This is a genomic window from Cellulomonas sp. WB94 (assembly GCF_003115775.1).
In the GTDB taxonomy this organism is placed as follows: domain Bacteria; phylum Actinomycetota; class Actinomycetes; order Actinomycetales; family Cellulomonadaceae; genus Cellulomonas_A.
In genome coordinates this window covers 109,982-135,669 of record NZ_QEES01000002.1, presented here as the reverse complement: position 1 = coordinate 135,669, position 25,688 = coordinate 109,982, and the positions used below count along the sequence as shown (strand labels likewise).

The following is a 25,688-nucleotide window of genomic DNA, read 5'->3' as shown; positions in this document are numbered from 1 at the left end:
TCGCCCGGCTCGCGCTGCGCCATGTGCGCGCGCAGCCGGGTCGACCGGGCCGGCGTCACCCCGACCAACCCCCGAGCACCGAGGCGGACGAAGAGCCAGTGGCTGAGTTCATCTACACCATGTACAAGACGCGCAAGGCGCACGGCGACAAGGTCATCCTCGATGACGTCACCCTGAACTTCCTGCCCGGCGCGAAGATCGGCGTCGTCGGGCCGAACGGTGCCGGCAAGTCGACGATCCTCAAGATCATGGCCGGGCTCGAGCAGCCGTCGAACGGTGAGGCGCGCCTGAGCCCGGGGTACACGGTCGGCATCCTCATGCAGGAGCCCGCGCTCAACGAGGACAAGACGGTCCTCGGCAACGTCGAAGAGGGCGTCGCCGAGATCAAGGGCAAGATCGACCGCTTCAACGAGATCTCCGCGCTGATGGCCGAGCCCGACGCCGACTTCGACACGCTGCTCGAGGAGATGGGCGTCCTGCAGGAGGCCATCGACGCAGCCGAGGCCTGGGACCTCGACGCGCAGCTCGAGCAGGCCATGGACGCGCTGCGCTGCCCCCCGCCCGACGCCGACGTGTCGGTCCTGTCCGGTGGTGAGCGTCGCCGCGTCGCGCTGTGCAAGCTTCTCCTGGAGAAGCCCGACCTGCTGCTTCTTGACGAGCCCACCAACCACCTCGACGCGGAGAGCGTGCTGTGGCTCGAGCAGCACCTGGCGGCCTACCACGGCGCGATCCTCGCGGTCACCCACGACCGGTACTTCCTCGACCACGTCGCGGAGTGGATCTGTGAGGTCGACCGGGGTCGCCTCTACCCGTACGAGGGCAACTACTCGACGTACCTCGAGAAGAAGCAGGCGCGGCTCGAGGTCCAGGGCAAGAAGGACCAGAAGCTCGCCAAGCGGCTCGCGGAGGAGCTCGCGTGGGTGCGCTCGAACGCCAAGGGACGCCAGACCAAGTCCAAGTCGCGACTCGCGCGCTACGAGGAGATGGCGGCCGAGGCCGACCGCACGCGCAAGCTCGATTTCGAGGACATCCAGATCCCGCCGGGCCCGCGGCTCGGGGGGCTCGTCCTCGAGGCGAGCAACCTGCGCAAGGGCTTCGACGACCGGGTGCTCATCGACGGGCTCAGCTTCACTCTGCCGCGCAACGGCATCGTCGGCGTGATCGGTCCGAACGGCGTCGGCAAGACGACGCTGTTCAAGACCATCGTCGGCCTCGAGCCGCTCGACGGTGGCGAGCTCAAGATCGGTGAGACGGTCAAGATCTCCTACGTCGACCAGTCGCGCGGCGGCATCGACCCGAAAAAGTCGCTGTGGGAGGTCGTCTCCGACGGCCTCGACTACATCAAGGTCGGCAACGTCGAGATGCCCTCGCGGGCGTATGTCGCGGCGTTCGGGTTCAAGGGCCCGGACCAGCAGAAGGCTGCCGGCATCCTCTCGGGCGGCGAGCGCAACCGGCTGAACCTGGCGCTGACGCTCAAGGAGGGCGGCAACCTGCTGCTTCTCGACGAGCCCACCAACGACCTCGACGTCGAGACGCTCGGATCGCTCGAGAACGCCCTGCTCGAGTTCCCGGGCTGTGCGGTGGTCGTCTCTCACGACCGGTGGTTCCTCGACCGGGTGGTCACTCACATCCTCGCGTACGAGGGCACCGCGGAGGACCCGGGCAGCTGGTACTGGTTCGAGGGCAACTTTGCCTCCTACGAGGAGAACAAGGTCGCGCGCCTCGGTCCGGATGCCGCCCGTCCGCACCGGGTGACGTACCGCAAGCTGACCCGCGACTGAGCGGGGAGACGGTGGACGATCGGCGGCACGGCGAGACCCTCGACACGCTCGGGGTGCTGCGCTCGCGTGTCGCCGACGTCCGTCTGGCCCTCGACCTGCCGTCAGCGGTCCGCGCCCGCGTGGACCGTGCCCAGCTGCTCGACCAGATCGACGACTACCTCCTGCCGCGCCTGCGGTCGGACGCGGCGCCGCTGCTCGTCGTCGTCGGCGGGTCGACGGGAGCGGGGAAGTCGACGCTCGTCAACTCGCTTGTCGGCGTCCAGGTGAGCCCTGCGGGTGTCCTGCGTCCGACGACGCGCTGGCCGGTGCTCGTCCACCACCCGCTCGACGAGCGGTGGTTCAGCACCGATCGCATCCTCCCCGGCCTCCCACGCCTGACGGAGGGCGACGGTGCCGCCGCCCCCGACCGCGAGCCGGGCGCCCGAACCGGGCTGCGGCTCGTTGCGTCGGATGCGCTGCCGCTCGGGCTCGCGCTCCTCGACGCGCCGGACATCGACTCGATCGTCGAGGAGAACCGGGCCCTGGCGACGCAGCTCCTCGGCGCTGCCGACCTGTGGCTCTTCGTCACGACAGCGGCGCGGTACGCCGACGCCGTCCCGTGGGAGCTGCTCGAGGCGGCCCAGCGTCGCCGCGTCCACCTTGCGCTCGTCCTCGACCGTGTCGACGCGGGCGCCGTGACCCCGGTTGCGACCCACCTGCGTCAGATGCTCGACGCGCACGGGCTGCATGACGCGACGATCCTGCTCGTCCCGGAGAGCGTCCCGGTCGCCGGGCTGCTGCCGGAGCGGTCGGTCGGCGCGGTCGCCGACTGGCTCACGGCCCTCGGCGGCGACCCGGCCGCCCGCGCCACGGTCATCGCCGGCACGCGCGACGGCGTCACGCGCGACGTGCTCGTGCGGGCGGGTGCCGTCGCCGCGGCCGCCGACGACCAGCGCCACGCGGACGCCCGTCTGCGGGCGGCGGTGACCGCCGCATATGCCGACGCCGCCGACCAGGTCCTGCGGGCGACGTCCGACGGCACGCTGCTGCGCGGTGAGGTGCTCGCACGCTGGCAGGACGTCGTCGGGACCGGTGAGTTCATCCGGGCGGTCGAGCAGAAGGTGTCGCGCGCGCGCGACCGGCTCGTCGCGGCCGTGCGGGGTCGGCGTGCTCCCGAGCCCGCGCTCGCGACGGCCATCGGGCACGGCCTCGAGGCGGTCGTCCTCGACGCGGCCGAGGAGGCCGCCGAACGCGCGCACGCCGTCTGGCGCAACGACCCGTCGGGTGCGGGCCTGCTCCACGGGCTGGACCTGTCGCGCTCGTCGAGCGAGCTGCGCGGGCAGGTCGCCGACCAGATCCGCGCCTGGCAGTCCGACGTGCTCGCGCTCGTCGAGGAGGAGGGCGCCGGCAAGCGCTCCACGGCGCGTGCCGTCTCCTACGGGGTCAACGGGATCGGTGCCGCGCTCATGGTGGCCGTCTTCGCCTCGACCGGTGGCCTCACGGGCGCCGAGGTCGGGATCGCGGGGGGGACGGCACTGCTCGCCCAACGGCTCCTCGAGGCCGTGTTCGGGGACGAGGCGGTGCGCCAGCTCACGAGGCGCGCGCACGAGCGCCTTGCGGAGCGTGTCCGGGCCGTGCTCGCGGGCCAGTCCGCGCGGTACACCGCGCAGCTCGACGCGCTCGGGACGGCCGAGGTCAGCGGCGACGCCGTGCGCGCCGCGGTGCGCGACGTGGCCGCATCCCAGGACGCCGTGGAGAGTGCGCGGGCGACGGACGGCGCAGCCCCGTCGGCAGACGACGCCGGATCGAGCGGCGCCAGTCAGGGGCACCTGCGCGGTGCCGGGCTCGGTCCCGCGCTGATCGACGACGCGACGCTCCGTGCTGCCGCGCCTGGCACCGCCCAGGCAGAGGGCACCGGCACGAACCGGCTGCGCGCGTGGTGGCGCAAGGTCGTGCGCGGCGACGAGTCGGCCACGTGACGGCCCGCCGCCGGTCGCCGGGCAGCGGGCTCGATCTTGCCGCGCGCATCGAGGCGCTCGACGACGCCGTCGTGGCCGCCCGCGGCCGGTTGCCCGACGCGGTCCTGGAGCCGGCCACCGTCGTCGTCGAGCGCGCCCGAGCGCGCATGGCCCTGTCCGGCGAGTACACGGTCGTGGCCCTGGCGGGGTCGACGGGTTCGGGCAAGTCGTCGCTCTTCAATGCGCTCGCGGGTGCCGACCTCGCCGTGCCGGGGGTGCGTCGGCCGACGACCGGCCAGCCGATGGCCGCCGTGTGGCCCGCCCCGACGACATCGGACAGTCCGGCCGGAGCAGCACGCAGGGCGGAACCGTTCGGCCGGCCGGCCGCCGACGCGCGCAGCGGCGGGGCGCACGCGCTGCTCGACTGGCTCGCGGTCGACCAGCGCCACGTGCTCGACCGCGCGAACCCGGAGGCCGAGCCGCTTGGCGGCGAGACGGTCGCGACAGGACTGGTGCTGCTCGACCTCCCCGACCACGACTCCGTCGAGACGACACACCGGATGCGCGCCGAGCGCCTCTACGAGCGCGTCGACCTGCTCGTGTGGGTCGTCGACCCGCAGAAGTACGCCGACGCCGCCCTGCACGTGCGCTACCTGCGCCCGCTCGCCGCGCATGCGGACGTCGTCGTGCTCGTGCTCAACCATGCCGACCGGCTCACACCCGACGAGCTCGAGCGGTGCCTGGCGGACCTCGCTCGCCTTGCCGCGCAGGACGGCCTCGGTACCGTGCCGGTCCTGGCCACGAGCACGCGCACCGGCGTGGGCGTCGCGGAGCTGCGCGAGCGTCTCGTGGAGGCTGCACGTCGACGCGCCGCCGCGACCGACCGTGTTCGTGCCGACGTGCGCACGACCGCCGGTGCGGTGCTGGCGGCCTGCGGGGCCGCACCTGCACCGGTCGTCGAGCGGGACGCGCGAGCGCGGCTCGTGGACGAGCTCCAGGTGGCCGCTGGGATCCCGGCGGTAGTCGAGGCCGTGCGCCGATCGGCCGCGCGCCGGGCGCGTGGTGCGACCGGGTGGCCACCCACGCGGTGGCTCGCCTCGATGCGCGCCGACCCGCTGCGCCGCCTCGGGCTGGGCACCGGGCGCGGCACACCCGGCCGGCCCGACCTCTCCCGGACCTCGCTGCCCCCGTTCGGCCCCGTGGCCCGCTCGCGCGCGTCGAGCGCGGTCCGGGCCTACTGCGACGCCGCCATGGCCGGTGCGCCGGACACGTGGGTCCTGAGCGCGCGGGCCCGCGCCACCGCCGTCGGCCTGGGCGACGCGCTCGACCAGGCGGTGGCAGGTACCGCGCTCGTCGCAGAGCGGCCACCGGCGTGGTGGCGGGTGCTCGGCTGGCTGCAGTGGGTGCTGCTCGGTGTGGTGGTCGTGGGTCTCGTCTGGCTCGGACTGCTCGCGGGGTCGACCTACGCGCGCCTGCCCGAACCGACGACGCCGACCTGGTGGGGCCTGCCGGCGCCGACGGTGCTGGCGATCGGCGGCGTGGTCGCGGGCGTCCTGGTAGCGCTGACAGGCCGGCTGCTCGGCGCGGTGGGTGCCCGTCGTGCCGCGAGCCGCGCGCGACGTCACCTGCGGCTCGCGGTCGAGGTCGTCGTCGGCGAGCGCGTCGTCGACCCCGTGTCCGCCGAGCTGCTGGCCCTGGCGCAGTGCCGTGACGCCGCTCGGCGCGCCGCTGCCTGACCTCTACGTAGCCCCACCGGCCGACGCTGCAGCGTCGCCGCCGAGATCGACCGAAGGAGACACCGGCATGGCAAGGCTTGAGGTCGACGTGCAGCTGCGGTGGTCCGACATGGACGCGTACGCGCACGTGAACAACGTCGAGATGCTTCGCCTCCTGGAGGAGGCCCGGATCGAGGCGTTCTGGAGCCACCCGGCGGCGCCCGACGGCACAGCGGTCGGCAGCGCGTGGCCGACGGCCGTGCTCGACGCCGGGCCCGGGGCCGCGCTGTCGACGCTCGTGGCGCGCCAGGAGATCGAGTACCTCCGCCCGCTCGGGTACCGCCGAGCGCCCGTCGTCGTCGAGCTCTGGATCGGGCACCTGGGGTCCGCCAGCCTCGACGTCTGCTACGAGGTGCGGGACGCCCCGTCGGCGGACGGCGGCACGGTGTACGCGCGTGCCATTACGACGCTCGTGCTCGTCGACGCGTCCGGCGCGCCGACGCGCATCGGGCGAGACGTCCGGGCGGCATGGGAGCCGTACGTCGAGGCTCCGGTCGAGCTGCGTCGTCGTCGCTGACGCGCTGAGGCGCTGAGGCGCTGAGGCGCTAACGCGCTAACGCGCTGCGCTCAGCGATCGGTGCGGGACTTCTCGACCGTCGCGGCGGCCCGCGCGATGCCGCGCTGCATGCCCCCGAACACGACTCCGTGGAACGGGTAGACCGCCCACCAGTAGAGCTGTCCCGCGAGGCCGTGCGGGTGGAAGAGCGCGCGCTGGGCGAAGACGGTGTGCTGGTCATCCGCCCCCGGCTCGACCCGGAGCTCGAGCCACGCAAGCCCGGGCAGGCGCATCTCGGCTCGCAGGCGCAGCACCTGGCCCGGCACGACCTCCTCGACGCGCCAGAAGTCGACGGCGTCGTCGACGAGCAGCTGACCCTGGACGCGCCTCCCGCGGCGCAGCCCCGGACCGCCGACGACGCGGTCGAGCAGCCCCCGCACCTGCCACGCGAGCGCCCAGGAGTACCAGCCCCGCTCCCCGCCGACGGCCTCGATGACGCGCCACAGCGCCTTGGGGGAGGCCTCGACCGTCACGCGCCGCTCGTCGACGTACAGCGAGCCGCCCGCCCAGTCCGGGTCGCTCGGCAGCGGGTCGCTCGGCGCCCCCGGGACCGATGCCGACGACCAGCGCGTGGTCACGTCGGCGTCCTGGACCCGCCGCAGTGCGAGCCGCACCGCACGGTCGAAGCCGATGAGCCCTCCCGGCGGGTCCGGGACGAGGCGCGCGATGTCGTGCTCCTTGCAGATCACCTCGTGCACGAGCGACTCGACGAGCGGTCGGGCGAGCCCCGCCGGCACGGGTGTGACGAGGGAGACCCACAGGCTCGACAGGCGCGGGGTGAGGACGCCGACCCCGACGATCAGCCGGCGCGGGAGCCCCGCGATCGCCGCGTAGCGCTGCATCATCTCCCGGTAGGTCAGCACGTCGGGCCCGCCGATGTCGAAGCCGCGACTCACGTCCGGAGGCATCGCCGCGGACCCGACGAGGTACCGCAGGACGTCGCGGATGGCGATGGGCTGGATCCGGTTCTCGACCCACCGGGGGACGGTCATGGCGGGCAGCCGCTCGGTGAGGTAGCGCATCATCTCGAACGACGCCGAGCCCGACCCGAGGATGACGGCGGCGCGCAGGACGGTCGTCGGGACGCCGGACGCGAGCAGGATCTCGCCGACCTCGGTGCGCGACGCGAGGTGCGGGGAGAGCTCCTCGCCGTGGGGGTGGAGGCCGCCGAGGTAGACGATCCGGCGCACGCCGGCCTCGCGGGCCGCCTGGGCGAACACGAGCGCGGTGTGGCGGTCGCGCGCCTCGAAGGCGTGGCCTGTGCCGAGCGAGTGGATGAGGTAGTACGCGACGTCCACCCCGTCGAGCGCGGCGCGGATCTGCGCCGGCTCAGCGGCGTCGGCCACGGCGGTCTCGACGTCAGCGAACCACGAGCGACCGCGCAGGCGGTCCGGGTGGCGGGCGACGGCGCGCACGCGGTAGCCCGCGGCGAGGAGCTCGGGCACCAGCCGGCCACCGACGTACCCGGTAACTCCCGTGACGGCCACGAGCGGTGCCGGCTCGGCCCGACCCGCGCTGCCCGGCTGCCCGGGGACGAGTCCCGCGAGCGTCGCGGCGACCGGCTCGGGGAGCAGGTCAGGGATGCGGTCCGTGTCGTCGGGCATGGGGCAGTCTCACCCAGCCGCGGCCGCCTCGCACGCCCGGGAGCCGCCGCGACGCGCGGCCGTCAGCTCGACGGGACCCGCACCATGCCCTCCTGGGCGATCGACGCGACGAGCGTGCCGTCACGCGAGAACACCTGAGTGGCGCCGAGACCCCGACCGCCCTGCGCGCTGGGGCTCGACTGCGCGAAGAGCAGCCACTCGTCGACGCGGACGTCCCGGTGCCACCACATCGCGTGGTCGAGGCTCGCGATCGAGAGCCCCCGGGTCATCCAGCTGTTGCCGCTGCGACGCAGGACCGGCTCGAGCATCACCTGGTCGCACGCGTACGCGAGCAGGGCGCGGTGCAGGAGCTGGTCGTCGGGGATCGGGTTGCGCGACCGGACCCACACGAGCTGACGGCCCGAGGTGTCCGGGTGCGGGCCGAGGTAGATCGAGCCGTTCACGTGCCGGACGTCGAAGGCGCTCTCCGTCGACCAGAACTTCGCGACGGGGTGGTCGATCCCGGCCAGGACCTCGTCCGTCGAGCCGACGTCGTCGGGGTCCGGCGCGGACGGCATCGGGTCGGCGTAGTCGAGACCGTCCTGCTGCGCCTGGAACGACGCCACCATCGACAGGATCGGCACACCCCCCTGGAACGCGTGCGTGTGCCGGGCGCTGAACGAGCGGCCGTCGCGCAGCCGCTCGACCGCGAAGTCGATCGGCTCGCTCGCGTCGCCGGCCCGCAGGAAGTACCCGTGCAGCGAGTGGGGGAGCCGGTCGGTGTCCGGGAGGGTCCGGCCCGCGGCGATGAGTGCCTGGGCGAGGACCTGGCCGCCGAACACGCGTCCACCGGGCCGCGGCAGGCTGACGCCGCGATACGTGTCCGGCTCGCCCGGGTACGGGACCAGGTCGAGGGCTGCGAGGAGTGTGGTCGTCGGGTCGGGGGCGGCCGGGACGAGGGTCATCGGGTGACGTCCGGCGAGGTCGGGAGGGCACGGGGAGTCATACGGCCAGCGTCTCACGGGGGCGAGCGATGGACCCAGCCGCGCCGCTGCGTCAGTCGTCGAAGGTGTTGATCATCGAGTGCGCGGCCCGCTCGAGGTAGTCCCACAGCTCGGCCTGGTGCAGCGGCGCGAGCCCGAGCGAGTCGACGGCGACCCGCATGTGCGCGAGCCAGCGGTCGCGTGCGTCGGGGTTCACCTTGTACGGGGCGTGGCGCGCGCGCAGTCGGGGGTGCCCGCGCTGGTCGGAGTAGGTCGTGGGGCCGCCCCAGTACTGCTCGAGGAACAGCGTGAGGCGCTCGGCGGCCGGGCCGAGGTCGTCCTCGGGGTACATCGCCCGCAGCGCGGGGTCCGACGCCACGCCACGGTAGAACTCGTCGACGAGCCGCACGAACGTGGCGTGACCGCCGATGACGGCATAGAACGAGTCGGTACGGGTCACGGTGCCAGTCTCGCACCGGCGGCCGGGCCGCCCGCACGGGCGCCAGGGCTCGGCGTCCGTCGGCTCCTGCGCCGTGCCGCACGCCCGCCGGTACGCGCCGGTTGCGGGTGTGCGGACTACGCTGGTCAGACCGTGCGGCTGATAGACGAGCTGGGGAGTTCGATGAGCAAGGCAGAGCAGATCCTCGCAGCGCTGGGTGGGGACGCGAACATCGTGGACCTCGAACCGTGCATCACCCGGCTGCGCGTCGAGGTGACCGACCCGTTGCTCGTCGACGAGGCAGCCCTCAAGGCGACCGGCGCGTTCGGCGTCGTGCGGTCGGGCCGCATCGTCCAGGTGATCGTCGGCCCCGAGGCGGACAACCTCGCCGCCGAGCTGGAGACCCTGCGCTGAGGTAGCGGTCAGTCCTCGTCGCTCTGCCCAGCCGGGACGTCCGGCGGGAGAGCGCGCGCGGGCGCGCCGGACGGGCTCGCGGCCCGCTCCCGCTCGGCCGCCAGGAGGTCGCGCTGCCCGCCGAGCGGGATGCCCGCGCGTGTCAGTGCGTCCCGGACCGCGACCCGCAGCTCGCGCGCCACGTCCCACTGCATCGCGGGCGCCGTGGTGACGCTGAGGCGGAGGGTGACGGCGTCGAACGTGACGTCCTCGATCCCGGTCACCGTGGGCGCACCCTGCAGGTACGTGCCGATGACTGGGTCGGCCGCCACGCGCTCGGCCGCCTCCGTCAGCAGAGCGCGGACCTCGTCGAGATCGGCGAAGTAGTCGACACTCACCTCGACCACGGCCTTCGCCCAGCCCTGGGTCTTGTTCCCGACGCGGGTCATCGTGCCGTTGGGGACGTACCAGAGCGTCCCGGCGGAGTCGCGGATCTTGGTCACCCGCAGCCCGACGGCCTCCACGGTCCCCACGGTGCCAGCGCCAGGTCCGACGTCGACGACGTCACCGACGCCGTACTGGTCCTCGAGCAGCATGAAGACCCCCGACAGGAAGTCCTTGACGAGGCTCTGCGCGCCGAAGCCGACCGCCACCCCCACGATGCCCGCAGAGGCGATGAACGGGGCGATGTTCATGCCGACGGTGTCGAGCACGAGGAGGAAGACGAGGGTCCCGACGACGATCGTCGCGGTCGAGCGCAGGACGGATCCGACGGTGCGCGCGCGCTGCACCCGCCGGGCCGACGCGAGCGGGCCGACACGGCGCAGCAGCGACGAACCGGTGTCGTCCGCGCCTTCCACGATGTGCTGGGTCACGGACCGGATGACCACGCGCAGGACGAGGAGCGTGAGCGCACCGACGAGCAGGATCACCGCGAGGCGTACCCCGGTGCCGAGGAACCAGCGCCCGAAGGCGTTCGCGTGGTCGACGAGCTCCGCCTGCGTGAGCCCCGAGGACGACGGGGACGGAGACGGATCGGCGGCGGACGGCGCGGACGACAGTCGAAGGAGGGTGGTCACGGCGCTCACGCTATCGAGCGCCGCCCGCGAGGCCCGTGCGGTCGGCCACGAACTGCAGCTGCTCGACCGTCAACGCGATCGTCCTGGACAGCGCACGGCCGCCGTGACCGACGCCGGTCTCGCGGCGCACGAGGATCGGCGCGGCGTTCCGGTCGGCGCTCGTGGATGCCTGGAGCGCCGCTGCGAGCTTGCGGGCGTGCAGGGGGTCGACCCGCGTGTCCCCCTCGAAGACCGTGAACAGCGTCGCGGGGTAGGCCGTCGGCTCGAGGGTGTCGAGCGCGACGTGGTACGGCGAGTACCCGAGCAGCCACGCGAGCTCGTGCGGCGTGTCGGCGTCCCCGTACTCCTCCGACCAGGTCACGCCTAGGCCGAAGCGCTGGTAGCGGACCATGTCGAGCAGCGGCGCCGAGCAGACCACCGCGGCGAACAGGTCGGGACGCTGCGTCAGGGCGGCCCCGACGAGCAGGCCGCCGTTGGAACCACCCCAGCACGCGAGCTGACCCGGGGTCGTCCACCCGTCGGCGACGAGGCGCTCGGCGACCGCATGGAAGTCGTCGAACACGTTCTGCTTGCGCGCCCGCATCCCCGCGCGGTGCCAGTCCTCGCCCTCCTCGCCGCCGCCGCGCAGGTTCGCCACGACGTACACGCCACCCGCCTCGACCCAGGCGAGCGTCGAGGCGGAGTAGGCGGGCTCGAGGGAGATCTGGAAGCCGCCGTACCCGTACAGGATCGTGGGCACGGGCCGCAGCGGGCGACCGTCCGCGTCGAGCACGTCGGTGCGTGCGAGCACGAAGGCGCGCACGATCGTGCCGTCCGCGCTCGCGGTCTCGAGGCGGTGGACCCGGACGTCCGGGAGGTCGGCGAGGGCGCCCGGTGGCTCGGCCCAGACCTGCACGTCGCGGGTCAGGGCGTCGAACCGGTGCACCGTCGAGACGGTCGTGTGGTCGGTGTAGGAGAACCAGACCTCACGGCCGCCGTCGGGTCGTGTCACGAGCCCTGAGATGGACCCGAGGCCCGGCAGGCTGATCGTTCCGGCGGGTCCGTCGAGCCGCACCCCGGTCCGCGGGTCATGGACTGTGATCTCGCTGACGGCATGGCGGCGCCAGCTCGCGAGCAGCAGCTCCGGCTCCGCTCCCGGAGTGCCCGCCGGGCCGCCCGCATCGGTGAACGTGACGTCCTCGAGGACCGCCTCCGGGTCCTCCGCCAGGAGCTCGTGCCAGTGCGGGACGCCGGGGTCGGACGGGTCGGTGACCGCGAGCCGCCCGCGCGACGCGTCGAGGTTGGTGTGCAGGTACAGCCGGCCGTCACGACCGACCCAGGCCGCCGTCTGCGCGTCGAGGCCGACCGTCACCGGGACGAACGTCGGCGTCGCACCACCGGGGGTGGTGGTCAGGTCTGCGATCCAGACGTCGGTGCGAGGCGCCGTCCCGGCCGATGCCGAGACGATGAGCCAGCGCCCGTCGCGCGAGACCGAGACGCCGAAGTAGCTGGTGAGGTCGAGACCCGCACCGAACACCTCGACGTCGGTCGCCGGGTCCGTGCCGACGCGGTGCAGCCAGACACGGCGGTGGTACTGCTGCTCGTCCGGCGGCAGCTGCTCGGGCGGCAGCCGTCGCACGTAGTAGAACGACTCCCCGCCGGGCACCCACGCCACGGGGGAGTAGCGCGCCCGGTCGATCGGCCCGTCGACCCGCTCGCCCGTCAGCACGTCGAGGACGTAGAGCACGCTCTCCTCGGTCCCGCCGCTCGAGACCTGGTAGGCGAGCAGGTCGCCCTCCTTGCTGGGCTGCCACGCGTCCAGCGTGGTCGTGCCCGCGGGGTCGAGCTGCACCGGGTCGATCAGGACGCGCTCGCCGGCGTCGTCCGTCACGACCACGACGGCGTGCTCCTGGTCCCCCGAGCGTCGCGAGGTGAACTGACGGTCGCCGCGCCACGCCGGGGCGCTGACGAACCCGGCACCGAGCAAGGACTGCAGGCGCGCAGTCAGCCGAGCCTGCGACATCGCTCCGGCGGGTACCGCCTGGCCGCGGTAGGCGGCCCAGAGCGCGTCCTGCGCATCCGACCACGCCGCTGTCTCGGGTGACGACGCGTCCTCGAGCCACCGGTACGGGTCCGAGACACGGTGACCGTGCAGGTCCTCGACGAGGTCGAGGCGCCGCGCGGACGGGTACGCCGGCAGGTCGAGCTGTGCGGCTGCGGGCGCAGGAGCGGACGAGGTCGAGGTCATGGGTCGCTACGTTACGACCTCGTCGCGCGCCCCTGGGCGGCGGCGCCGGGGCGTCCGTCCACCGCCGTCGACGCCGTGTCCGGTCCCGGGTCCTGCGTCGCGGCCAGGGACTCTGGCAGGATCAGGCTGTGGCCGACCAAGGAGACGAACCGTCGCAGGCCCTGCTGCGTCTCGCTGCTGCGTACGGCGTCGTCCCCGACTTCTGGGGGTTCGACGGCTCGCACCGCCAGGTCGCCGCGTCGACGCTGGTCGCCGTGCTCGACGCCCTGGGCGTCGACGCCTCGTCCCCGGAACGGGTCGACGTCTCGATCGCGCACGTCGAGGACATGCCGTGGCGTCGCGCGCTGCCCCCTGTCGTCGTGGTCCGGCAGGGAAGGAACGCCCACGTCGCCGTGCACGTCCCCCACGGGGAGCCTGTCACGGTGTCGCTCGAGCTGGACGCCGAGGCGGGCGGCGGTCGCCGCGACCTCGTCCAGGCCGACGTCTTCGTGGAACCTCGCTCCGTCGACGGGCGCCTCATCGGACGCGCGACCTTCACGATCCCGACCGACCTGCCCCTCGGCTGGCACGTGATGGAGGCAACCGGTCCGAGCGTCACCGCCCGGTCGGTCGTCGTCGTCACGCCCACCACCCTCGAGCTGCCCGAGCAGCTGCGCACCGGCCGGGCCTGGGGCTTCATGGCCCAGCTGTACTCGGTGCGCTCGCGGGGCTCGTGGGGAGTCGGCGACTTCGCCGACCTCGCCGAGCTGGGCTGGCTCTCGGCGCGCGAGTGCGGCGCCGACTTCCTGCTCGTCAACCCGCTCCACTCGGCCGAGCCGGCCGGGCCGATGACGCCCTCGCCGTACCTGCCGACGACCCGACGGTTCGTCAGCCCCCTGTACATCCGGGTCGAGGACGTCCGCGAGACCGCCTACCTCTCGGCGGCCGACCGCGCGCTCGTCGAGTGGGCCGCCGAGCCCGCGATGTCGCTCGACACCGACGCCGGCCCAATCGATCGGGACGTGGCGTGGACCGCCAAGCGGTCGGCGCTCGAGATCGTCTTCACCGCGCCCCGCTCGGCGGCACGCCAGGCGGCGTTCGACGGGTTCCGTCGCGAGCAGGGCGAGGGCCTCGAGGACTTCGCCCTGTGGTGTGCGCTCACCGAACGGTACGAGGGGACACCCTGGCCGGCCGCGGCGAACGACATCTCGTCCGATCTCGTCGACCGCGCTCGCGTCGAGCTGGCCGGGCGCGTCGACTTCCACTGCTGGCTGCAGTGGGTCGCCGACTCCCAGCTCGCCGACGCGCAGCGCGCCGCGGTCGAAGGCGGCATGTCGATCGGGATCATGCACGACCTCGCCGTCGGTGTGCACCCGGAGGGCGCCGACGTGTGGGCGCTCGGCGACGTGCTGGCCCGCGGGGCGACGGTCGGGGCACCGCCCGACATGTACAACCAGCAGGGCCAGAACTGGTCGCAGCCGCCGTGGCGGCCGGACGAGCTGGCGCGCGTCGCGTACCGGCCGTACCGGGACATGCTGCGCACCGTCCTGCGGCACGCGGGAGCGATCCGGATCGACCACGTCATCGGACTGTTCCGGCTGTGGTGGATCCCCCAGGGCGCCGGCGCGGGCGAGGGCGCCTACGTGCGCTACGACCACGAGGCGCTCATCGGGATCCTCGCGCTCGAGGCGCACCGTGCGGGAGCCGTCGTCATCGGCGAGGACCTCGGCGTGTTCGAGCCGTGGGTCCGGGACTACCTGACGGAGCGAGGCGTCCTCGGCACCTCGATCCTCTGGTTCGAGAAGGACCAGAACGGCCGACCGCTCGCGCCCGAGCACTACCGGCGCCTCGCGCTGGCGAGCGTCACGACCCACGACCTGCCGCCGACGGCCGGCTACCTCGCCGAGGAGCACGTGGCCCTGCGTGAGCGGCTCGGCCTGCTGACCGAGCCGGTGGCCCACGTCCGGGCCGAGGCGCGCGCTGAGCGCGAGGAGATGGTCGCTGTGCTGCGCGGGCGAGGGCTCGTCGGCGCAGACCCGTCGGAGCGCGAGCTCGTCGAGGCCCTGCACCGGCTGATCCTCGCGACACCCGCCGCGCTCATCGGCGTCTCGCTCGCCGACGCGGTCGGGGAGCGGCGCGCGCAGAACCAGCCGGGCACCGACCAGGAGTACCCGAACTGGAAGGTCCCGCTCGCGAACGGGTCGGGGCAGGTCGTCCTCATCGAGGAGCTGTTCTCCAACCCGCGACTGCGCTCGCTCGCGGCGACCCTCAACCGGGGCTGAGGACCGCACGCCGGGCATGCGCCGGGCGTGCGGTCGCGAACCGACGTCGGATCAGCCGCGGCGGCGGTCCGCCTCCTGGGCGGCGAGCGTGCGCCGGACCCCGTCGCGGCTCTCGATGATGAGTCGTCGCAGGGCGGGGGCGGCGTCGGGGTGCGTCTCGAGCCACGCGTCGGTCGCACCGAGGACGTCGACGCGCGTGTCGTCCGCGAGGTCGCTCGGGTAGAGGCCCAGCACGATGTTCTGGGCCATCTCGTTCGTCCGTGACTCCCACACCGGCTCGAGGGCGTCGAAGTACGGCGCGACGTAGGGCACCAGCAGCGAGCGGTCGTGCACGCGGCCGAACCCGTTGATCGTGGCGGCCTGGATCGCGTTCGCCAGCTCGTCGTGCTCGACCGCGGCCGCCCAGGCGGCGGCCTTCGCCTCGGGGGTCGGGATGGCCGCCCGCGCGGCCGCGGCGGCCCGCTGGCCGGTGGCTGTGGGGTCGCTCGCGAGCTGGTCGGCGATCTGGGCCTCGTCGGCGCGGCCTCCCGTGGCGAGCGACGTGAGCAGCTCCCAGCGCAGGTCGGTGTCGATGGTCAGGCCGGCGAGCGTGCGCGTGCCGTCGAGGATCGCGGCGACGACGTCGAGGTGCGCGGGTGTCGATGCGCGGCCGGCGAACGCCTTGACGAGCTGGAGCTGCGTGTCCGAGCCCGCGGCCGCCGCGGTGGCGAGCTCGAGGAGGCGATCGGCCGAGGCGACGTCGGTCGCTTCGCGGTGCTCGGGCGCGACGTACAGGTCGACGGCGGTGCTCAGCTGGCGGAGCAGCACCTGCACGACGGACGAGTCCGACTCGCGGCCGATGTTGCGCAGCACGAGGTCGACGAACGAGCGGGCGGGCGTCTCGGCGTCGCGGGCAGCGTCCCAGACGGCGGTCCACACGAGCGTGCGGGGGAGCGAGTCGGTGAACGAGCCCAGGTGCGCCGTCGCGGAGGCGAGCGAGACGTCGTCCAGCCGCATCTTGGCGTACGCCAGGTCGTCGTCGTTCACGAGGATCAGGTCCGGTCGGCGCTGCCCGACGAGCTCGGGGACCTCGGTCCGGGGGCCGTCGACGTCGAGCGCGAGCCGTGTCGTGCACTCGAGCTCGGTCGACCCGTCGTCGCGCGTCGTGACGGCGTAGCCGCTGACGACGAGTCGGTGCGGTCGCTGCACCGGGTGCTCGGCCGGGGTCTCCTGGAGCACCGCGAACGACCTGATGATCTCGACGTCGCCCTCGTTCGTGGTCGTGATGTCGGGCCGCAGCAACGTCACGCCGGCCTGCTCGAGCCAGAGCGACGACCAGGCTGACAGGTCCCTCCCGCTCGTGATCTCCAGCTCGGACAGGAGGTCCCGCAGCTCGGTGTTGCCCCACGCGTGCTTGGCGAAGTACGCCTGGACACCGGCGAAGAACTCGTCCTGGCCGACCCACGCGACGAGCTGCTTGAGGACGCTCGCCCCCTTGGCGTACGTGATGCCGTCGAAGTTGACCTCGACGTCCTCGAGGTCGCGCATGTCGGCGACGATCGGGTGGGTCGAGGGCAGCTGGTCCTGGCGGTACGCCCAGTTCTTCTCGAGCGAGGAGAACGTCGACCAGGCGTTGGTCCACTGCGTGGCCTCGGCGGCCGCGAGCGTCGACATGAACTCGGCGAACGACTCGTTCAGCCACAGGTCGTCCCACCAGCGCATCGTCACGAGGTCCCCGAACCACATGTGCGCGAGCTCGTGCAGGATCGTCACCGCGCGGCGCTCGATCGTGGCGTCGGGCACCTTGGACCGGAACACGTAGCTCTCGAGGAACGTCACGGCGCCAGCGTTCTCCATCGCGCCCGCGTTGAACTCGGGGACGAACAGCTGGTCGTACTTCGCGAACGGGTACGGGTGGGCGAACTTCTCCTCGTAGAACGCGAACCCGCGGCGCGTGACGTCGAGGATGTTCTCGGTGTCGAGGTGGGCCGCGAGCGACGACCGGCAGTAGACGCCCAGCGGGATGGTGCGCCCGTCGCTGCTCGTGAGCTCGCCGTGCTCGGCGTGGTACGGGCCCGCGACGACCGCGGTGACGTAGCTCGCGATGCGTGGGGTCGGCTCGAACGTCCACGTGGCGGTGCCCTCGTCGCGCCCACCGGTGCGGTTGCGGCCGCCCTCGACGGCCACGGGCGGCCCGACGACCGGGTAGTTGGACACGACCGTCCAGTGCGCCGGGGCGGTGACCGTGAACGCGAACGTCGCCTTGAGGTCGGGCTGCTCGAACACCGCGAACACGCGGCGGGAGTCCGCGACCTCGAACTGCGTGTACAGGTACACCTCGTCGTCGACCGGGTCCACGAAGCGGTGGAGCCCTTCACCGGTGTTCATGTACGCGGCGTCGGCGACGACGACGAGCTCGTTCTCGCCGGTCAGGTCGTCGAGGGCGATGCGCGACTCGGCCACCACGGTGGCGGGGTCAAGGGGCCGGCCGTTGAGCACGACCTCGTGCACCTCGGGCGCGATCAGGTCGATGAACGTGGACGCCCCCGGGGTCGCGGTGAACCGGACGGTCGTGCGCGAGGCGAACGTCGTCGGGCCCGTCGTGAGGTCGAGAGCGACCTCGTACGAGTGCACGGCGACGACGGCGGCGCGGGCGCGCGCCTCGTCACGGGTGAGGTTCTCGGCGGGCACGCGGGGTCTCCTTCGGGCAGGACGGGCCAGGTTGTGGCGGCCCCGCGATCATCGCACGCCGCCTCGGCCACCTGTGCGGACCCGGGGTGGTGCCGCCCCCGGCGTGCGCCGCGCGTGCGACGGCGGTCGGAATGACCCGGGCACCTGGGCCGTTGGCACCATGGACGCGAACCGAGCCGAGGAGACGCTGTGCTGGAGACCCTGACGACGACCGACCCCCAGACCCCGATCGATGTCGAGGCCGCCCGGGACGTCGTCGACTTCTGGTTCGACCCGTTGTGCCCCTGGGCGTGGATGACGTCGCGGTGGATCGTGGAGGTCGAGAAGGTCCGGGACGTCGAGGTCCGGTGGCACGTGATGAGCCTGGCGGTGCTGAACGAGGGCCGCGACCTCCCCGAGGACTACCGGACCATGCTGGACGGTGCGTGGGGCCCGGTGCGGGTCGTGATCGCCGCGGCCGCGCTGCACGGCGACGAGGTCGTCGGGCCGCTGTACACCGCGCTCGGCACGCGTCGGCACCCCGGCGGACGCACGGACACCGAGTCCATCGTCGCCGAGTCGCTCGCCGAGGTCGGCCTCCCCGCCGACCTGGCCCGGTTCGCGACGAGCGACGAGTACGACGAGCAGCTGCGGGCCTCCCACCAGCGGGCGATCGACCTGGTCGGCGACGAGGTCGGGACGCCCGTCGTGGCGTTCAACGGCACGGCGTTCTTCGGGCCTGTCATCACGCCCGCTCCGCGGGGGGAGGCCGCCGGTCGGCTGTGGGACGGGTTCGCGCTCATCACGAGCGTGCCGGGCTTCTACGAGCTCAAGCGCACCCGCACGCAGGGCCCGGTCTTCGACTGATCAGAGGCGCTCCGCGCAGTGCCCGCCGCGCCTGCTCGGGTGGAGGCCCCTCGCGAGGCGTGTGATGCTGGTCGTCGCACGGACGTCGAGCGGGAGGGAATCCGATGGCAGGCCCCACGACGGGGATGCGGCTGGGCCGGGGGATGACGATCTTCATCGCGGTCGACGCCGTCCTCGTGACGGTCTTCCTCGTCATGCTCGCGCTCGCGGTGACGGGCGGGCTGGCCGGGACGAGCAGCGCGTCGACGACGGCCGGCACGCCGAGCCCCGGCGTCTCGGCGCCCGGGGCGGTCGCGCCGAGCGGCTCACCGTCGGGCTCCACGGCGCCCCAGGCGCTCGAGTCGTTCGCGCTCCCGAGCGGCAACATCGCGTGCACGATGTCGGAGTCGGGGGCCAAGTGCACCATCGCGAGCATCACGTTCACGCCGCCGACGGACGCCGCCTGCACTGGCAGCATCGGTCACGTGTTCGAAGTGGGCGCCGACGGCGTGCGCATCCCGTGCGTGGATGGCCCGGCGCCGGGCGTCGCGGCCGACGGCACACCGCAGCTCGAGTACGGCACGTCGTCGACCGTGGGCGGCTACACGTGCAGCAGCTCGACGAACGGCGTGCGCTGCGTCGAGGACGCGACGGGTCGGGGCTTCGAGCTGGCCCGCAGCAAGTACGCCGAGCTGCCCTGACCAGCTCGGCAGCCCCGAGCCGGACCCCTCACCAGATCTGCACGCGCTCCTCCGGCGGCAGGTACAGCGCGTCGCCGGGCGCCACGCCGTACGCGGCGTAGAACTCGTCGAGGTTGCGCAGCACACCGTTGCAGCGGAACTCGTTGGGCGCGTGCGGGTCGGTCGCGAGGCGCCGGATGGCCTCCTCGTCGCGGGCCTTGGACTGCCACGCCTGGGCCCAGCCGATCAGCACCCGCTGCACGCCGGTGAGGCCGTCGATCACGGGGGCCTCGGCGAGCGGCCGCCCGAGCGCGATCCGGTAGGCCGTCAGCGCGATCGACAGCCCGCCGAGGTCGCCGATGTTCTCGCCGATCGTCAGCGCGCCGTTCACGTGGTGCGAGCCGCCGAGCTGAGCGGGGGAGAACGCGGAGTACTGCGCGATGAGCGCGCTCGTGCGCTTCTCGAACTCCGCCCTGTCCTCGGCCGTCCACCAGTCCTCGAGCCTGCCCTGGCCGTCGTACTTCGAGCCCTGGTCGTCGAACCCGTGGCCGATCTCGTGACCGATGACCGCGCCGATGCCGCCGTAGTTGACCGCGTCGTCGGCGTCGGCGTCGAAGAACGGGGGCTGCAGGATCGCCGCCGGGAAGACGATCTCGTTCATGCCGGGGTTGTAGTACGCGTTGACGGTCTGCGGCGTCATGAACCACTCGTCACGGTCGATCGGCTTGCCGATCTTCGCGAGCTCCCAGTCCTGCTCGAACGCCGACGCGCGGCGGACGTTGCCCACGAGGTCGTCGGGGCTGACCGTCAGGGCCGAGTAGTCGCGCCACTTGACCGGGTAGCCGATCTTCGGGGTGAACGCGTCGAGCTTCGCGAGCGCCTTCGCGCGCGTGTCCTCGCCCATCCACTCGAGTGCGGAGATCGACTCCCGGTAGGCGGCGACGAGGTTGTCGACGAGGACGGTCATCTTGTCCTTGTGGGTCGGCGGGAAGTGTCGCTCGACGTACACCTTGCCCACCGCCTCGCCGAGGACGCCCTGCACGAGCCCCACGCCGCGCTTCCACCGGTCGCGCAGCTCCTGCGCGCCCGTCAGCGTGCGCGCGTAGAAGTCGAAGTTGGCCTCGACGAGCGCGCTCGACAGGTACGGCGCGCGAGCCGACACCGCATGGAACCCGAGCCACGCCTTCCAGTCCTCGAGCGGCTCGTCGGCCCACAGCCGCGCGAACGACTCGGCGAACGACGGCTCCCGGACGACCAGCTGCTCGAGGGCGTGCTGCGGTGCCCCGAGCGCGTGCGCCCAGGCGAGCCAGTCGAATCCGGGAGCTGACGCGGCGAGGTCGGCGAGGGTCGTCGGGTTGTACGTGAGGTCCGCGTCGCGGTCCTTGACGACGTCCCAGTGCCCGGCCGCGAGCTTCGTCTCGAGCGCGACGACGCGGCCTGCGAGCTCCGCGGCCTGCGCCTCGTCGGCGGCGACCCCACCGAGCGTCAGCATGCGGGCGACGTGGGGGCGGTACGCGTCGCGCACCTGGGCGTACTGGTCCTCGCGGTAGTACGACTCGTCGGGCAGCCCGAGCCCCGACTGGGCGAGGTAGACGACGTAGCGCGTCGGGTCCTTGGCGTCGTTGTCGACCCAGAACCCGGTCGCCCCGGCGGCCCCCGTGCGCTGCAGCGCTCCCAGCGCACCGGTCAGCTCGGCCTTCGTCGTCGCGTCGTCGATGAGGGCGAGGTCGGCGCGCAACGGGGCGATCCCGGCCGCCTCGACGGCGGGCTCGTCCATGAAGCTCGCGTAGAGCGCACCGATCTGCGCCTCGACGCCGCCACCTGAGCCCTGCTCGGCGCCGGAGCCCGACGCGGACGACGCGGCGTCGGTGATGATGTCCCGGACCTGCTCCTCCGCCTGGTCGTGCAGCGCACGGAACGCCCCGTCGACGGCGCGGTCGGCGGGGATCTCGTGGGTCGCGATCCAGCGGCCGTTCACATGCGAGTACAGGTCGTCCTGCGGGCGGACCGCGGGGTCGAGGGCGGTGAGGTCGATGCCGCTGTGAGTCATGGGCTCAGGCTATGACACCCGGTGGGGCCTCCGGATGCGGCACAATCGGCGCATGCGCATCCACGTTGCTGCTGATCATGCCGGGTACGAGCTCAAGGTCGCGCTCATCGAGCACCTCAGTGCCGGTGACCGGTTCGAGGTCGTCGACCACGGGGCCTTCGCCTACGACGCCGACGACGACTACCCCCCGTTCTGCCTCGCGGCGGGCGAGGCGGTCGTCGCCGACCCGGGGAGCCTCGGTGTCGTCATCGGCGGCTCGGGCAACGGCGAGGCCATCGCCGCCAACAAGGTGGTCGGCGTCCGCGCAGCACTCGCCTGGAACCACGACACCGCGCAGCTCGGCCGTGCCCACAACGACGCGAACGTCGTCGCGATCGGGGCGCGGCAGCACTCCGTCGATGAGGCGATCGAGCTCGTCGAGGCGTTCCTCGCCGAGCCGTTCAGCGGCGATGCGCGGCACCAGCGCCGCATCGACCTGCTGACGGCGTACGAGGCGTCCCGCTAGAAGATCCAGCTGCACATCGGCGCGACGGGCCACCCGAACGCCCCGGAGGCCGCCTGCACGGCCCCCGCGCGGTGCTCGGTCACGAGGCCGGCTCGAGCCAGGGCAGCCAACGACCGCCCGCCCAGGTAGGTCGCAGCGAGCTCGCGCACGTCCGCGGTCAGGTCGGCCGGCTCGTCCGTCGAGGTGACCTGGGCGTCCCACGCGCCGTCCGGTCCCTGCGCGCCCGTCACGAGGCGCCACCGCCCGGCGTTGGCGGGCAGGCACGCGTCGACGACGTCGAGCACGACGTCGACGGGGGCGCAGTAGCGGCGCGCCGCAAGCGCCGCCGGCACGTCGAGGAGCCGCACCCAGAGGTTGTCCGTGACCTTGGGGACGGTCGCGCGGGCGTCGACCAGAAGGTGCAGCAGCTCGTCGTCGACCGCGAGCATCCCGGTCTCGACGGTCGCCGTCAGGTCGAGGTCCAGCAGCACCGACCACAGCCGGTGTGCGGCGGCCGCGTCGAGGGCCGCGACCTCGCGCACGAGGACCTTGCTCCGTGCGCCGCCCTCACCCCAGACCTCCTTGCGGCGCAGCAGCGCGTAGGCGCGGGGCGTGTCTCCGGCGAGCACCGTGACGACCCGCAACGGCTCGCCGCCCTCACGCCACGCGGGCGGGTCGGCGAGCTGGCGTTCCTGGAGCAGCCCCGTGTCGCGTGTGATCCAGCCGGGCCGACCGTTCCCCGTGGCCGCGTGCACCGCCTGGACGAGGGGGACGTGGACCGCCCGGTCGAGCGGCTCGAACCTCACCGTGAGCTCGTCGGACCCTGCGACGTCCCGCAGCGCGGCCCCGCGAGGGATCACGAGACGCACGTCGTCGGCTGCGGAGCCGTACCCGAACCGCCCGTAGATGGCGGGCTCGGCGGCGAACAGCGCCGACACGGGCTCGCCACGGCCCATGGCCCGTTCGAAGTGCGTGTCGATCATCGCGGAGAGCAGCCCCCGGCGCCGGTGGTCGGGCCGCGCCCCGACCCACGTGAGGCCCGCGCACGGGACCTCGGCGCCAGGCACCGGCAGCGTGAACGGGAACGACGCGTGCACCGCGGCGAGCGTCCCAGCCTCCGTCTCGACGGCCATCGTCCGCGACCAGTCCAGCGTGAGGGGGACCTGGGCGGACGTCTCGGCGTCGGGCTCGAACGCGAACGCGAGCTGGTCGACCTGCTGGAACTCGTCCTTGCGGGACTCGGGGACCTCGATGATGCGGTAGCCGGCGGGTGCAGTGGTCACCTGAGCCATTCTGGCCTTCGTGCAGGTGACGGTCACGCGAATACCGTGACCCGCAGGAGGTGCCGCGGGGCGGCAGCGTGCATGCGCGCCGTGGACCTCGATACCCTCGGGCGTGCACACCACGGCGCGCGTCGCTCGACACGAGACCCCGCTGTCGCATGCTCGCTCCCGGCTGCGCCGGCGCGGGATGGGTCTGCAAGTCACCGCCACGGCGGTGCTGGTGCTCCTGACGGTGATCGCCTCGGTGGGGATCATCAGCGCGCCGGCCTGGGTACCCCCGTCGGTGCTCCTGCTCGTCGAGATCCTCGGAGCGTTCCTGCTGCGGCTGCGCGGGATGGCCGTGCTGTGCGTGGCCATCGTCGTCCAGGTCGTCGTCATGGTCTGGACGGGCATCGCGGCCATCACGCCGGGGCAACAGCTCGTCATCGCCATCTCGATCGTCGCCCTTGTCGCGTTCACGGCGCATCGCGACCGGCTCGGTCTGCAGGGCGCGCCGAGCGACCTCATGATCGTCGACCTGCGTGACCGGCTCGCGGCTCACGGTCGGATCCCGCGCCTCCCGTCGGGCTGGCGTGTCGACACGGCGATGCGGTCGGCCCACGCCGAGGCGTTCTCCGGCGACTTCCTCGTCGCAGCGCGCGCCGGGAGCCGGGACCTCCTCGAGGTCGTCCTCGTGGACGTCTCCGGGAAGGGTCAGGGTGCCGGCGTCCGCTCGCTGCAGCTGTCCGGAGCCTTCGGCGGGCTGCTCGGGCTCATGCCCCGCGAGGACTTCCTCGCCGCAGCGAACACCTACCTGCTCGAGCGGTCGTGGGAGGAGGGCTTCGCGACGGCGATCCACGTGGCCGTCGACCTCACGACCGGCCGGTACTGGGTGGACTCGGCCGGCCACCCGCCCGCGCTCCACCTGCACGCCGGCTCGGGGCTCGTCGAGATCGTCGACACGATCGGTGCGCCGGCGCTGGGGATCGTGCGCGACCTCCCGCACGTCGAGCGGACCGGGCGCCTCGACCACGGCGACGCCCTGATGATCTACACGGACGGTGTGGTCGAGGTGCCGGGCTACGACCTCGATCTCGGGATCGACCGCCTCATGGGCGCGGCTGAGCGGGTCGTGGCGACCCGGCGCGGCGGCGCCGAGGCGGTGCTGGACGCGGTGCGCGCCGGTGACAGCGACGACCGCGGCCTGGTCCTGGTGCACCGGGACTGACGCGGGCACCGGTGGACGACGACTACCTCGAGGCCGTGCTGGACCTGGTCGACCGCATCCCGTCCGGACGGGCGATGACGTACGGCCTCGTGGCCGAGGTCGTCAGCGAGGAGCTCCTCGCCGCGGGAGGTGCCGCGCGGGGCGGACCCCGCCAGGTGGGCCACATCATGGCGCGCGCCGGCGGCGGGGTCCCGTGGTGGCGGGTCGCCAACGCGACCGGCAGGGCACCCGCTCACCTGAGCGCGAGCGCGCTCGCCCACTGGGTCGCGGAGGGGACGCCGCGCACGGCCGACGGCGAGCGGGTCGCGCTGCGTCGGGCCATCTGGTTCCCGCCGCAGGACCGCACGGGCGACCTGCCCGACGCGCCCTGACGGCGGCCTGCGCGTCGTGGCCCGCCGTCAGCCGAGCAGCTCGCGGAGCACCGGGAGCGTGCGCGGGTCCGCCTGCACGAGCATCGTCGTGATCGCGGTGGCCTCCCAGGCGGGCAGCCGCGACCGGATCTCGTCGGGCGGCCCGACGAGGGCGACGTCCTGGACGAGCTCGAGCGGTACGGCAGCGGTCGCCCGGGCGCGGTCGCCCGCGAGGTAGTGCGCCTGGATCTCGTCGCACGCGTCGGAGTAGCCCAGCCGGTCGAGCACGTTGCGGTGGAAGTTCGCGCCCTTGGCGCCCATGCCCCCGGCGTACAGCGCGATGAACGGGCGCACGGCGTCGGCCGCGCGCTCGATGTCGTCGTCGATCACGACGGGCACGGTCGCGGTGACCTCGAACTCCTCGATCGGTCGCCCGCCGGCACCGCGCTGCGCGAAGCCGTCGGCGAGCATCTCGCGGTAGCTGGCGTCCATCCGCGGCGAGTAGAACATCGGCAGCCAGCCGTCGGAGATCTCCGCCGCGAGCGCGACGTTCTTGGGGCCCTCCGCGGCGAGATGGATCGGCAGGTCGGCGCGCAGCGGGTGCACCGTCGAGCGCAGCGCCTTGCCCAGCCCCGAGCTCTCGGCCGCGGGCAGGGGCAGGCGGTAGAACGCGCCGTCGTAGGTCACGGGGTTCTCGCGCCGCAGGACGTCGCGCACGATCGCGACGTACTCGCGCGTCCGGGCGAGCGGACGCGGGTACGGCTGGCCGTACCAGCCCTCGACGACCTGCGGCCCCGACACCCCGAGCCCGAGCGTGAAGCGGCCCCCCGAGAGGTGGTCGAGGGTGAGCGCGGCCATGGCCGTCGCCGTGGGGGTCCGCGCGGAGATCTGGGCGATCGCGGTGCCGAGGCGGATGCGCGAGGTCCGCGATCCCCACCACGCGAGCGGGGTCAGAGCGTCCGAGCCGTACGCCTCGGCGGTCCAGACCGAGTCGTAGCCGAGCTGTTCGGCGGCGATGACCGCCTCCTGCGCGCCGACCGGGGGACCCGCTGACCAGTAGCCCGTGTGATAACCCAGCCGCATCGCGCGCCTCGTCTCTGATCGACCGGACGCCTCGTCGCGCCC

At 73.3% G+C, this 25,688-nt stretch carries 20 protein-coding genes; 11 read left to right on the top strand and 9 right to left on the bottom strand.

The annotated features are described in order from the left end of the window. Positions 1 to 98 precede the first annotated feature (98 nt). The 4 genes from ettA to DDP54_RS01685 all read left to right on the top strand — a co-directional run bounded on the left by ettA (position 99) and on the right by DDP54_RS01685 (position 6,010). Positions 99 to 1,781, top strand: a complete 1,683-nt coding sequence (ettA, locus tag DDP54_RS01700; protein WP_109130293.1) for an energy-dependent translational throttle protein EttA — start codon at positions 99 to 101, stop codon at positions 1,779 to 1,781. Between the two features lie 11 nt (positions 1,782 to 1,792). After that, on the top strand, positions 1,793 to 3,739 hold the full coding sequence (locus tag DDP54_RS01695) for a dynamin family protein (RefSeq protein WP_109130292.1): 1,947 nt from the start codon (positions 1,793 to 1,795) through the stop codon (positions 3,737 to 3,739). Next, positions 3,736 to 5,454, top strand: coding sequence for a GTPase (locus DDP54_RS01690; protein WP_109130291.1), 1,719 nt, complete (start codon positions 3,736 to 3,738; stop codon positions 5,452 to 5,454). The genes DDP54_RS01695 and DDP54_RS01690 overlap by 4 nt, the downstream gene beginning before the upstream one ends. A 67-nt stretch (positions 5,455 to 5,521) precedes the next feature. After that, the gene (locus DDP54_RS01685) at positions 5,522 to 6,010 is read left to right on the top strand and encodes an acyl-CoA thioesterase (protein WP_109132261.1); all 489 of its coding nucleotides are present in this window, start codon (positions 5,522 to 5,524) and stop codon (positions 6,008 to 6,010) included. Between the two features lie 50 nt (positions 6,011 to 6,060). Here the strand turns inward: DDP54_RS01685 and DDP54_RS01680 are convergent, their stop codons facing one another. The 3 genes from DDP54_RS01680 to DDP54_RS01670 form a co-directional block, all read right to left on the bottom strand. Then, on the bottom strand, positions 6,061 to 7,653 hold the full coding sequence (locus DDP54_RS01680; protein WP_109130290.1) for an SDR family oxidoreductase: 1,593 nt from the start codon (positions 7,651 to 7,653) through the stop codon (positions 6,061 to 6,063). Between the two features lie 62 nt (positions 7,654 to 7,715). Beyond that, positions 7,716 to 8,597 carry an acyl-CoA thioesterase II gene (locus DDP54_RS01675; protein ID WP_109130289.1) on the bottom strand — a complete coding sequence of 294 codons (882 nt, stop codon included), beginning with the start codon at positions 8,595 to 8,597 and terminating at the stop codon, positions 7,716 to 7,718. Positions 8,598 to 8,688: 91 nt separating this feature from the next. Further along, on the bottom strand, positions 8,689 to 9,075 hold the full coding sequence (locus tag DDP54_RS01670; RefSeq protein WP_109130288.1) for a globin: 387 nt from the start codon (positions 9,073 to 9,075) through the stop codon (positions 8,689 to 8,691). Between the two features lie 162 nt (positions 9,076 to 9,237). On the opposite strand from DDP54_RS01670, the gene DDP54_RS01665 reads away from it, so the two are divergent. Next, positions 9,238 to 9,468 carry a PTS glucose/sucrose transporter subunit IIB gene (locus tag DDP54_RS01665; protein ID WP_109130287.1) on the top strand — a complete coding sequence of 77 codons (231 nt, stop codon included), beginning with the start codon at positions 9,238 to 9,240 and terminating at the stop codon, positions 9,466 to 9,468. An 8-nt stretch (positions 9,469 to 9,476) separates the two neighbouring features. Here DDP54_RS01665 and DDP54_RS01660 read toward each other — a convergent pair whose 3' ends face one another. Then, complete coding sequence (locus tag DDP54_RS01660; RefSeq protein WP_242448157.1) at positions 9,477 to 10,526, bottom strand: mechanosensitive ion channel family protein; 1,050 nt, start codon at positions 10,524 to 10,526, stop codon at positions 9,477 to 9,479. 10 nt (positions 10,527 to 10,536) lie between these two features. Beyond that, positions 10,537 to 12,753, bottom strand: coding sequence for a prolyl oligopeptidase family serine peptidase (locus DDP54_RS01655; RefSeq protein ID WP_109130286.1), 2,217 nt, complete (start codon positions 12,751 to 12,753; stop codon positions 10,537 to 10,539). Positions 12,754 to 12,881: 128 nt separating this feature from the next. On the opposite strand from DDP54_RS01655, the gene malQ reads away from it, so the two are divergent. After that, positions 12,882 to 15,014: a 4-alpha-glucanotransferase gene (malQ, locus tag DDP54_RS01650; protein WP_109130285.1), complete on the top strand. Its 2,133-nt coding sequence runs from the start codon at positions 12,882 to 12,884 to the stop codon at positions 15,012 to 15,014. A gap of 51 nt (positions 15,015 to 15,065) precedes the next feature. On the opposite strand, the gene pepN is transcribed toward malQ, so the two are convergent. After that, positions 15,066 to 17,684 (bottom strand): aminopeptidase N, encoded by a 2,619-nt coding sequence (pepN, locus tag DDP54_RS01645; RefSeq protein ID WP_109130284.1) that lies wholly within the window; start codon positions 17,682 to 17,684, stop codon positions 15,066 to 15,068. A 228-nt stretch (positions 17,685 to 17,912) separates the two neighbouring features. On the opposite strand from pepN, the gene DDP54_RS01640 reads away from it, so the two are divergent. Together DDP54_RS01640 and DDP54_RS01635 are read left to right on the top strand one after the other, a co-directional pair. Then, on the top strand, positions 17,913 to 18,530 hold the full coding sequence (locus DDP54_RS01640; protein ID WP_109132259.1) for a DsbA family protein: 618 nt from the start codon (positions 17,913 to 17,915) through the stop codon (positions 18,528 to 18,530). A gap of 104 nt (positions 18,531 to 18,634) precedes the next feature. Continuing rightward, on the top strand, positions 18,635 to 19,210 hold the full coding sequence (locus DDP54_RS01635) for a hypothetical protein (protein WP_242448156.1): 576 nt from the start codon (positions 18,635 to 18,637) through the stop codon (positions 19,208 to 19,210). A 28-nt stretch (positions 19,211 to 19,238) separates the two neighbouring features. On the opposite strand, the gene DDP54_RS01630 is transcribed toward DDP54_RS01635, so the two are convergent. After that, a complete protein-coding gene (locus DDP54_RS01630) occupies positions 19,239 to 21,239 on the bottom strand; it encodes a M13 family metallopeptidase (protein ID WP_109130282.1) in 2,001 nt (666 codons plus the stop codon). Positions 21,240 to 21,291: 52 nt separating this feature from the next. Here DDP54_RS01630 and DDP54_RS01625 point away from each other — a divergent pair, with 52 nt between their 5' ends. Then, positions 21,292 to 21,744, top strand: a complete 453-nt coding sequence (locus DDP54_RS01625) for a ribose-5-phosphate isomerase (RefSeq protein ID WP_109130281.1) — start codon at positions 21,292 to 21,294, stop codon at positions 21,742 to 21,744. Here DDP54_RS01625 and DDP54_RS01620 read toward each other — a convergent pair. Beyond that, complete coding sequence (locus tag DDP54_RS01620) at positions 21,741 to 23,015, bottom strand: GNAT family N-acetyltransferase (protein WP_109130280.1); 1,275 nt, start codon at positions 23,013 to 23,015, stop codon at positions 21,741 to 21,743. The two genes, DDP54_RS01625 and DDP54_RS01620, sit on opposite strands and share 4 nt — an antisense overlap. Positions 23,016 to 23,118: 103 nt before the next feature. Here DDP54_RS01620 and DDP54_RS01615 point away from each other — a divergent pair, with 103 nt between their 5' ends. After that, positions 23,119 to 24,213: a PP2C family protein-serine/threonine phosphatase gene (locus DDP54_RS01615; protein WP_242448155.1), complete on the top strand. Its 1,095-nt coding sequence runs from the start codon at positions 23,119 to 23,121 to the stop codon at positions 24,211 to 24,213. Between the two features lie 11 nt (positions 24,214 to 24,224). Continuing rightward, positions 24,225 to 24,584, top strand: a complete 360-nt coding sequence (locus DDP54_RS01610) for an MGMT family protein (protein ID WP_109130279.1) — start codon at positions 24,225 to 24,227, stop codon at positions 24,582 to 24,584. Between the two features lie 27 nt (positions 24,585 to 24,611). On the opposite strand, the gene DDP54_RS01605 is transcribed toward DDP54_RS01610, so the two are convergent. Then, a complete protein-coding gene (locus DDP54_RS01605; RefSeq protein ID WP_109130278.1) occupies positions 24,612 to 25,646 on the bottom strand; it encodes an LLM class F420-dependent oxidoreductase in 1,035 nt (344 codons plus the stop codon). Positions 25,647 to 25,688 lie beyond the last annotated feature (42 nt).

Bases quoted from the DNA above. Each gene is read 5' to 3' on its own strand.
- DDP54_RS01665 (WP_109130287.1), top strand. From the start codon at position 9,238: ATGAGCAAGGCAGAGCAGATCCTCGCAGCGCTGGGTGGGGACGCGAAC.
- DDP54_RS01655 (WP_109130286.1), bottom strand. From the start codon at position 12,753: ATGACCTCGACCTCGTCCGCTCCTGCGCCCGCAGCCGCACAGCTCGAC.
- DDP54_RS01685 (WP_109132261.1), top strand. From the start codon at position 5,522: ATGGCAAGGCTTGAGGTCGACGTGCAGCTGCGGTGGTCCGACATGGAC.
- DDP54_RS01635 (WP_242448156.1), top strand. From the start codon at position 18,635: ATGGCAGGCCCCACGACGGGGATGCGGCTGGGCCGGGGGATGACGATC.
- DDP54_RS01680 (WP_109130290.1), bottom strand. From the start codon at position 7,653: ATGCCCGACGACACGGACCGCATCCCTGACCTGCTCCCCGAGCCGGTC.
- DDP54_RS01630 (WP_109130282.1), bottom strand. From the start codon at position 21,239: ATGACTCACAGCGGCATCGACCTCACCGCCCTCGACCCCGCGGTCCGC.
- DDP54_RS01675 (WP_109130289.1), bottom strand. From the start codon at position 8,597: ATGACCCTCGTCCCGGCCGCCCCCGACCCGACGACCACACTCCTCGCA.
- DDP54_RS01625 (WP_109130281.1), top strand. From the start codon at position 21,292: ATGCGCATCCACGTTGCTGCTGATCATGCCGGGTACGAGCTCAAGGTC.
- DDP54_RS01620 (WP_109130280.1), bottom strand. From the start codon at position 23,015: ATGGCTCAGGTGACCACTGCACCCGCCGGCTACCGCATCATCGAGGTC.
- DDP54_RS01605 (WP_109130278.1), bottom strand. From the start codon at position 25,646: ATGCGGCTGGGTTATCACACGGGCTACTGGTCAGCGGGTCCCCCGGTC.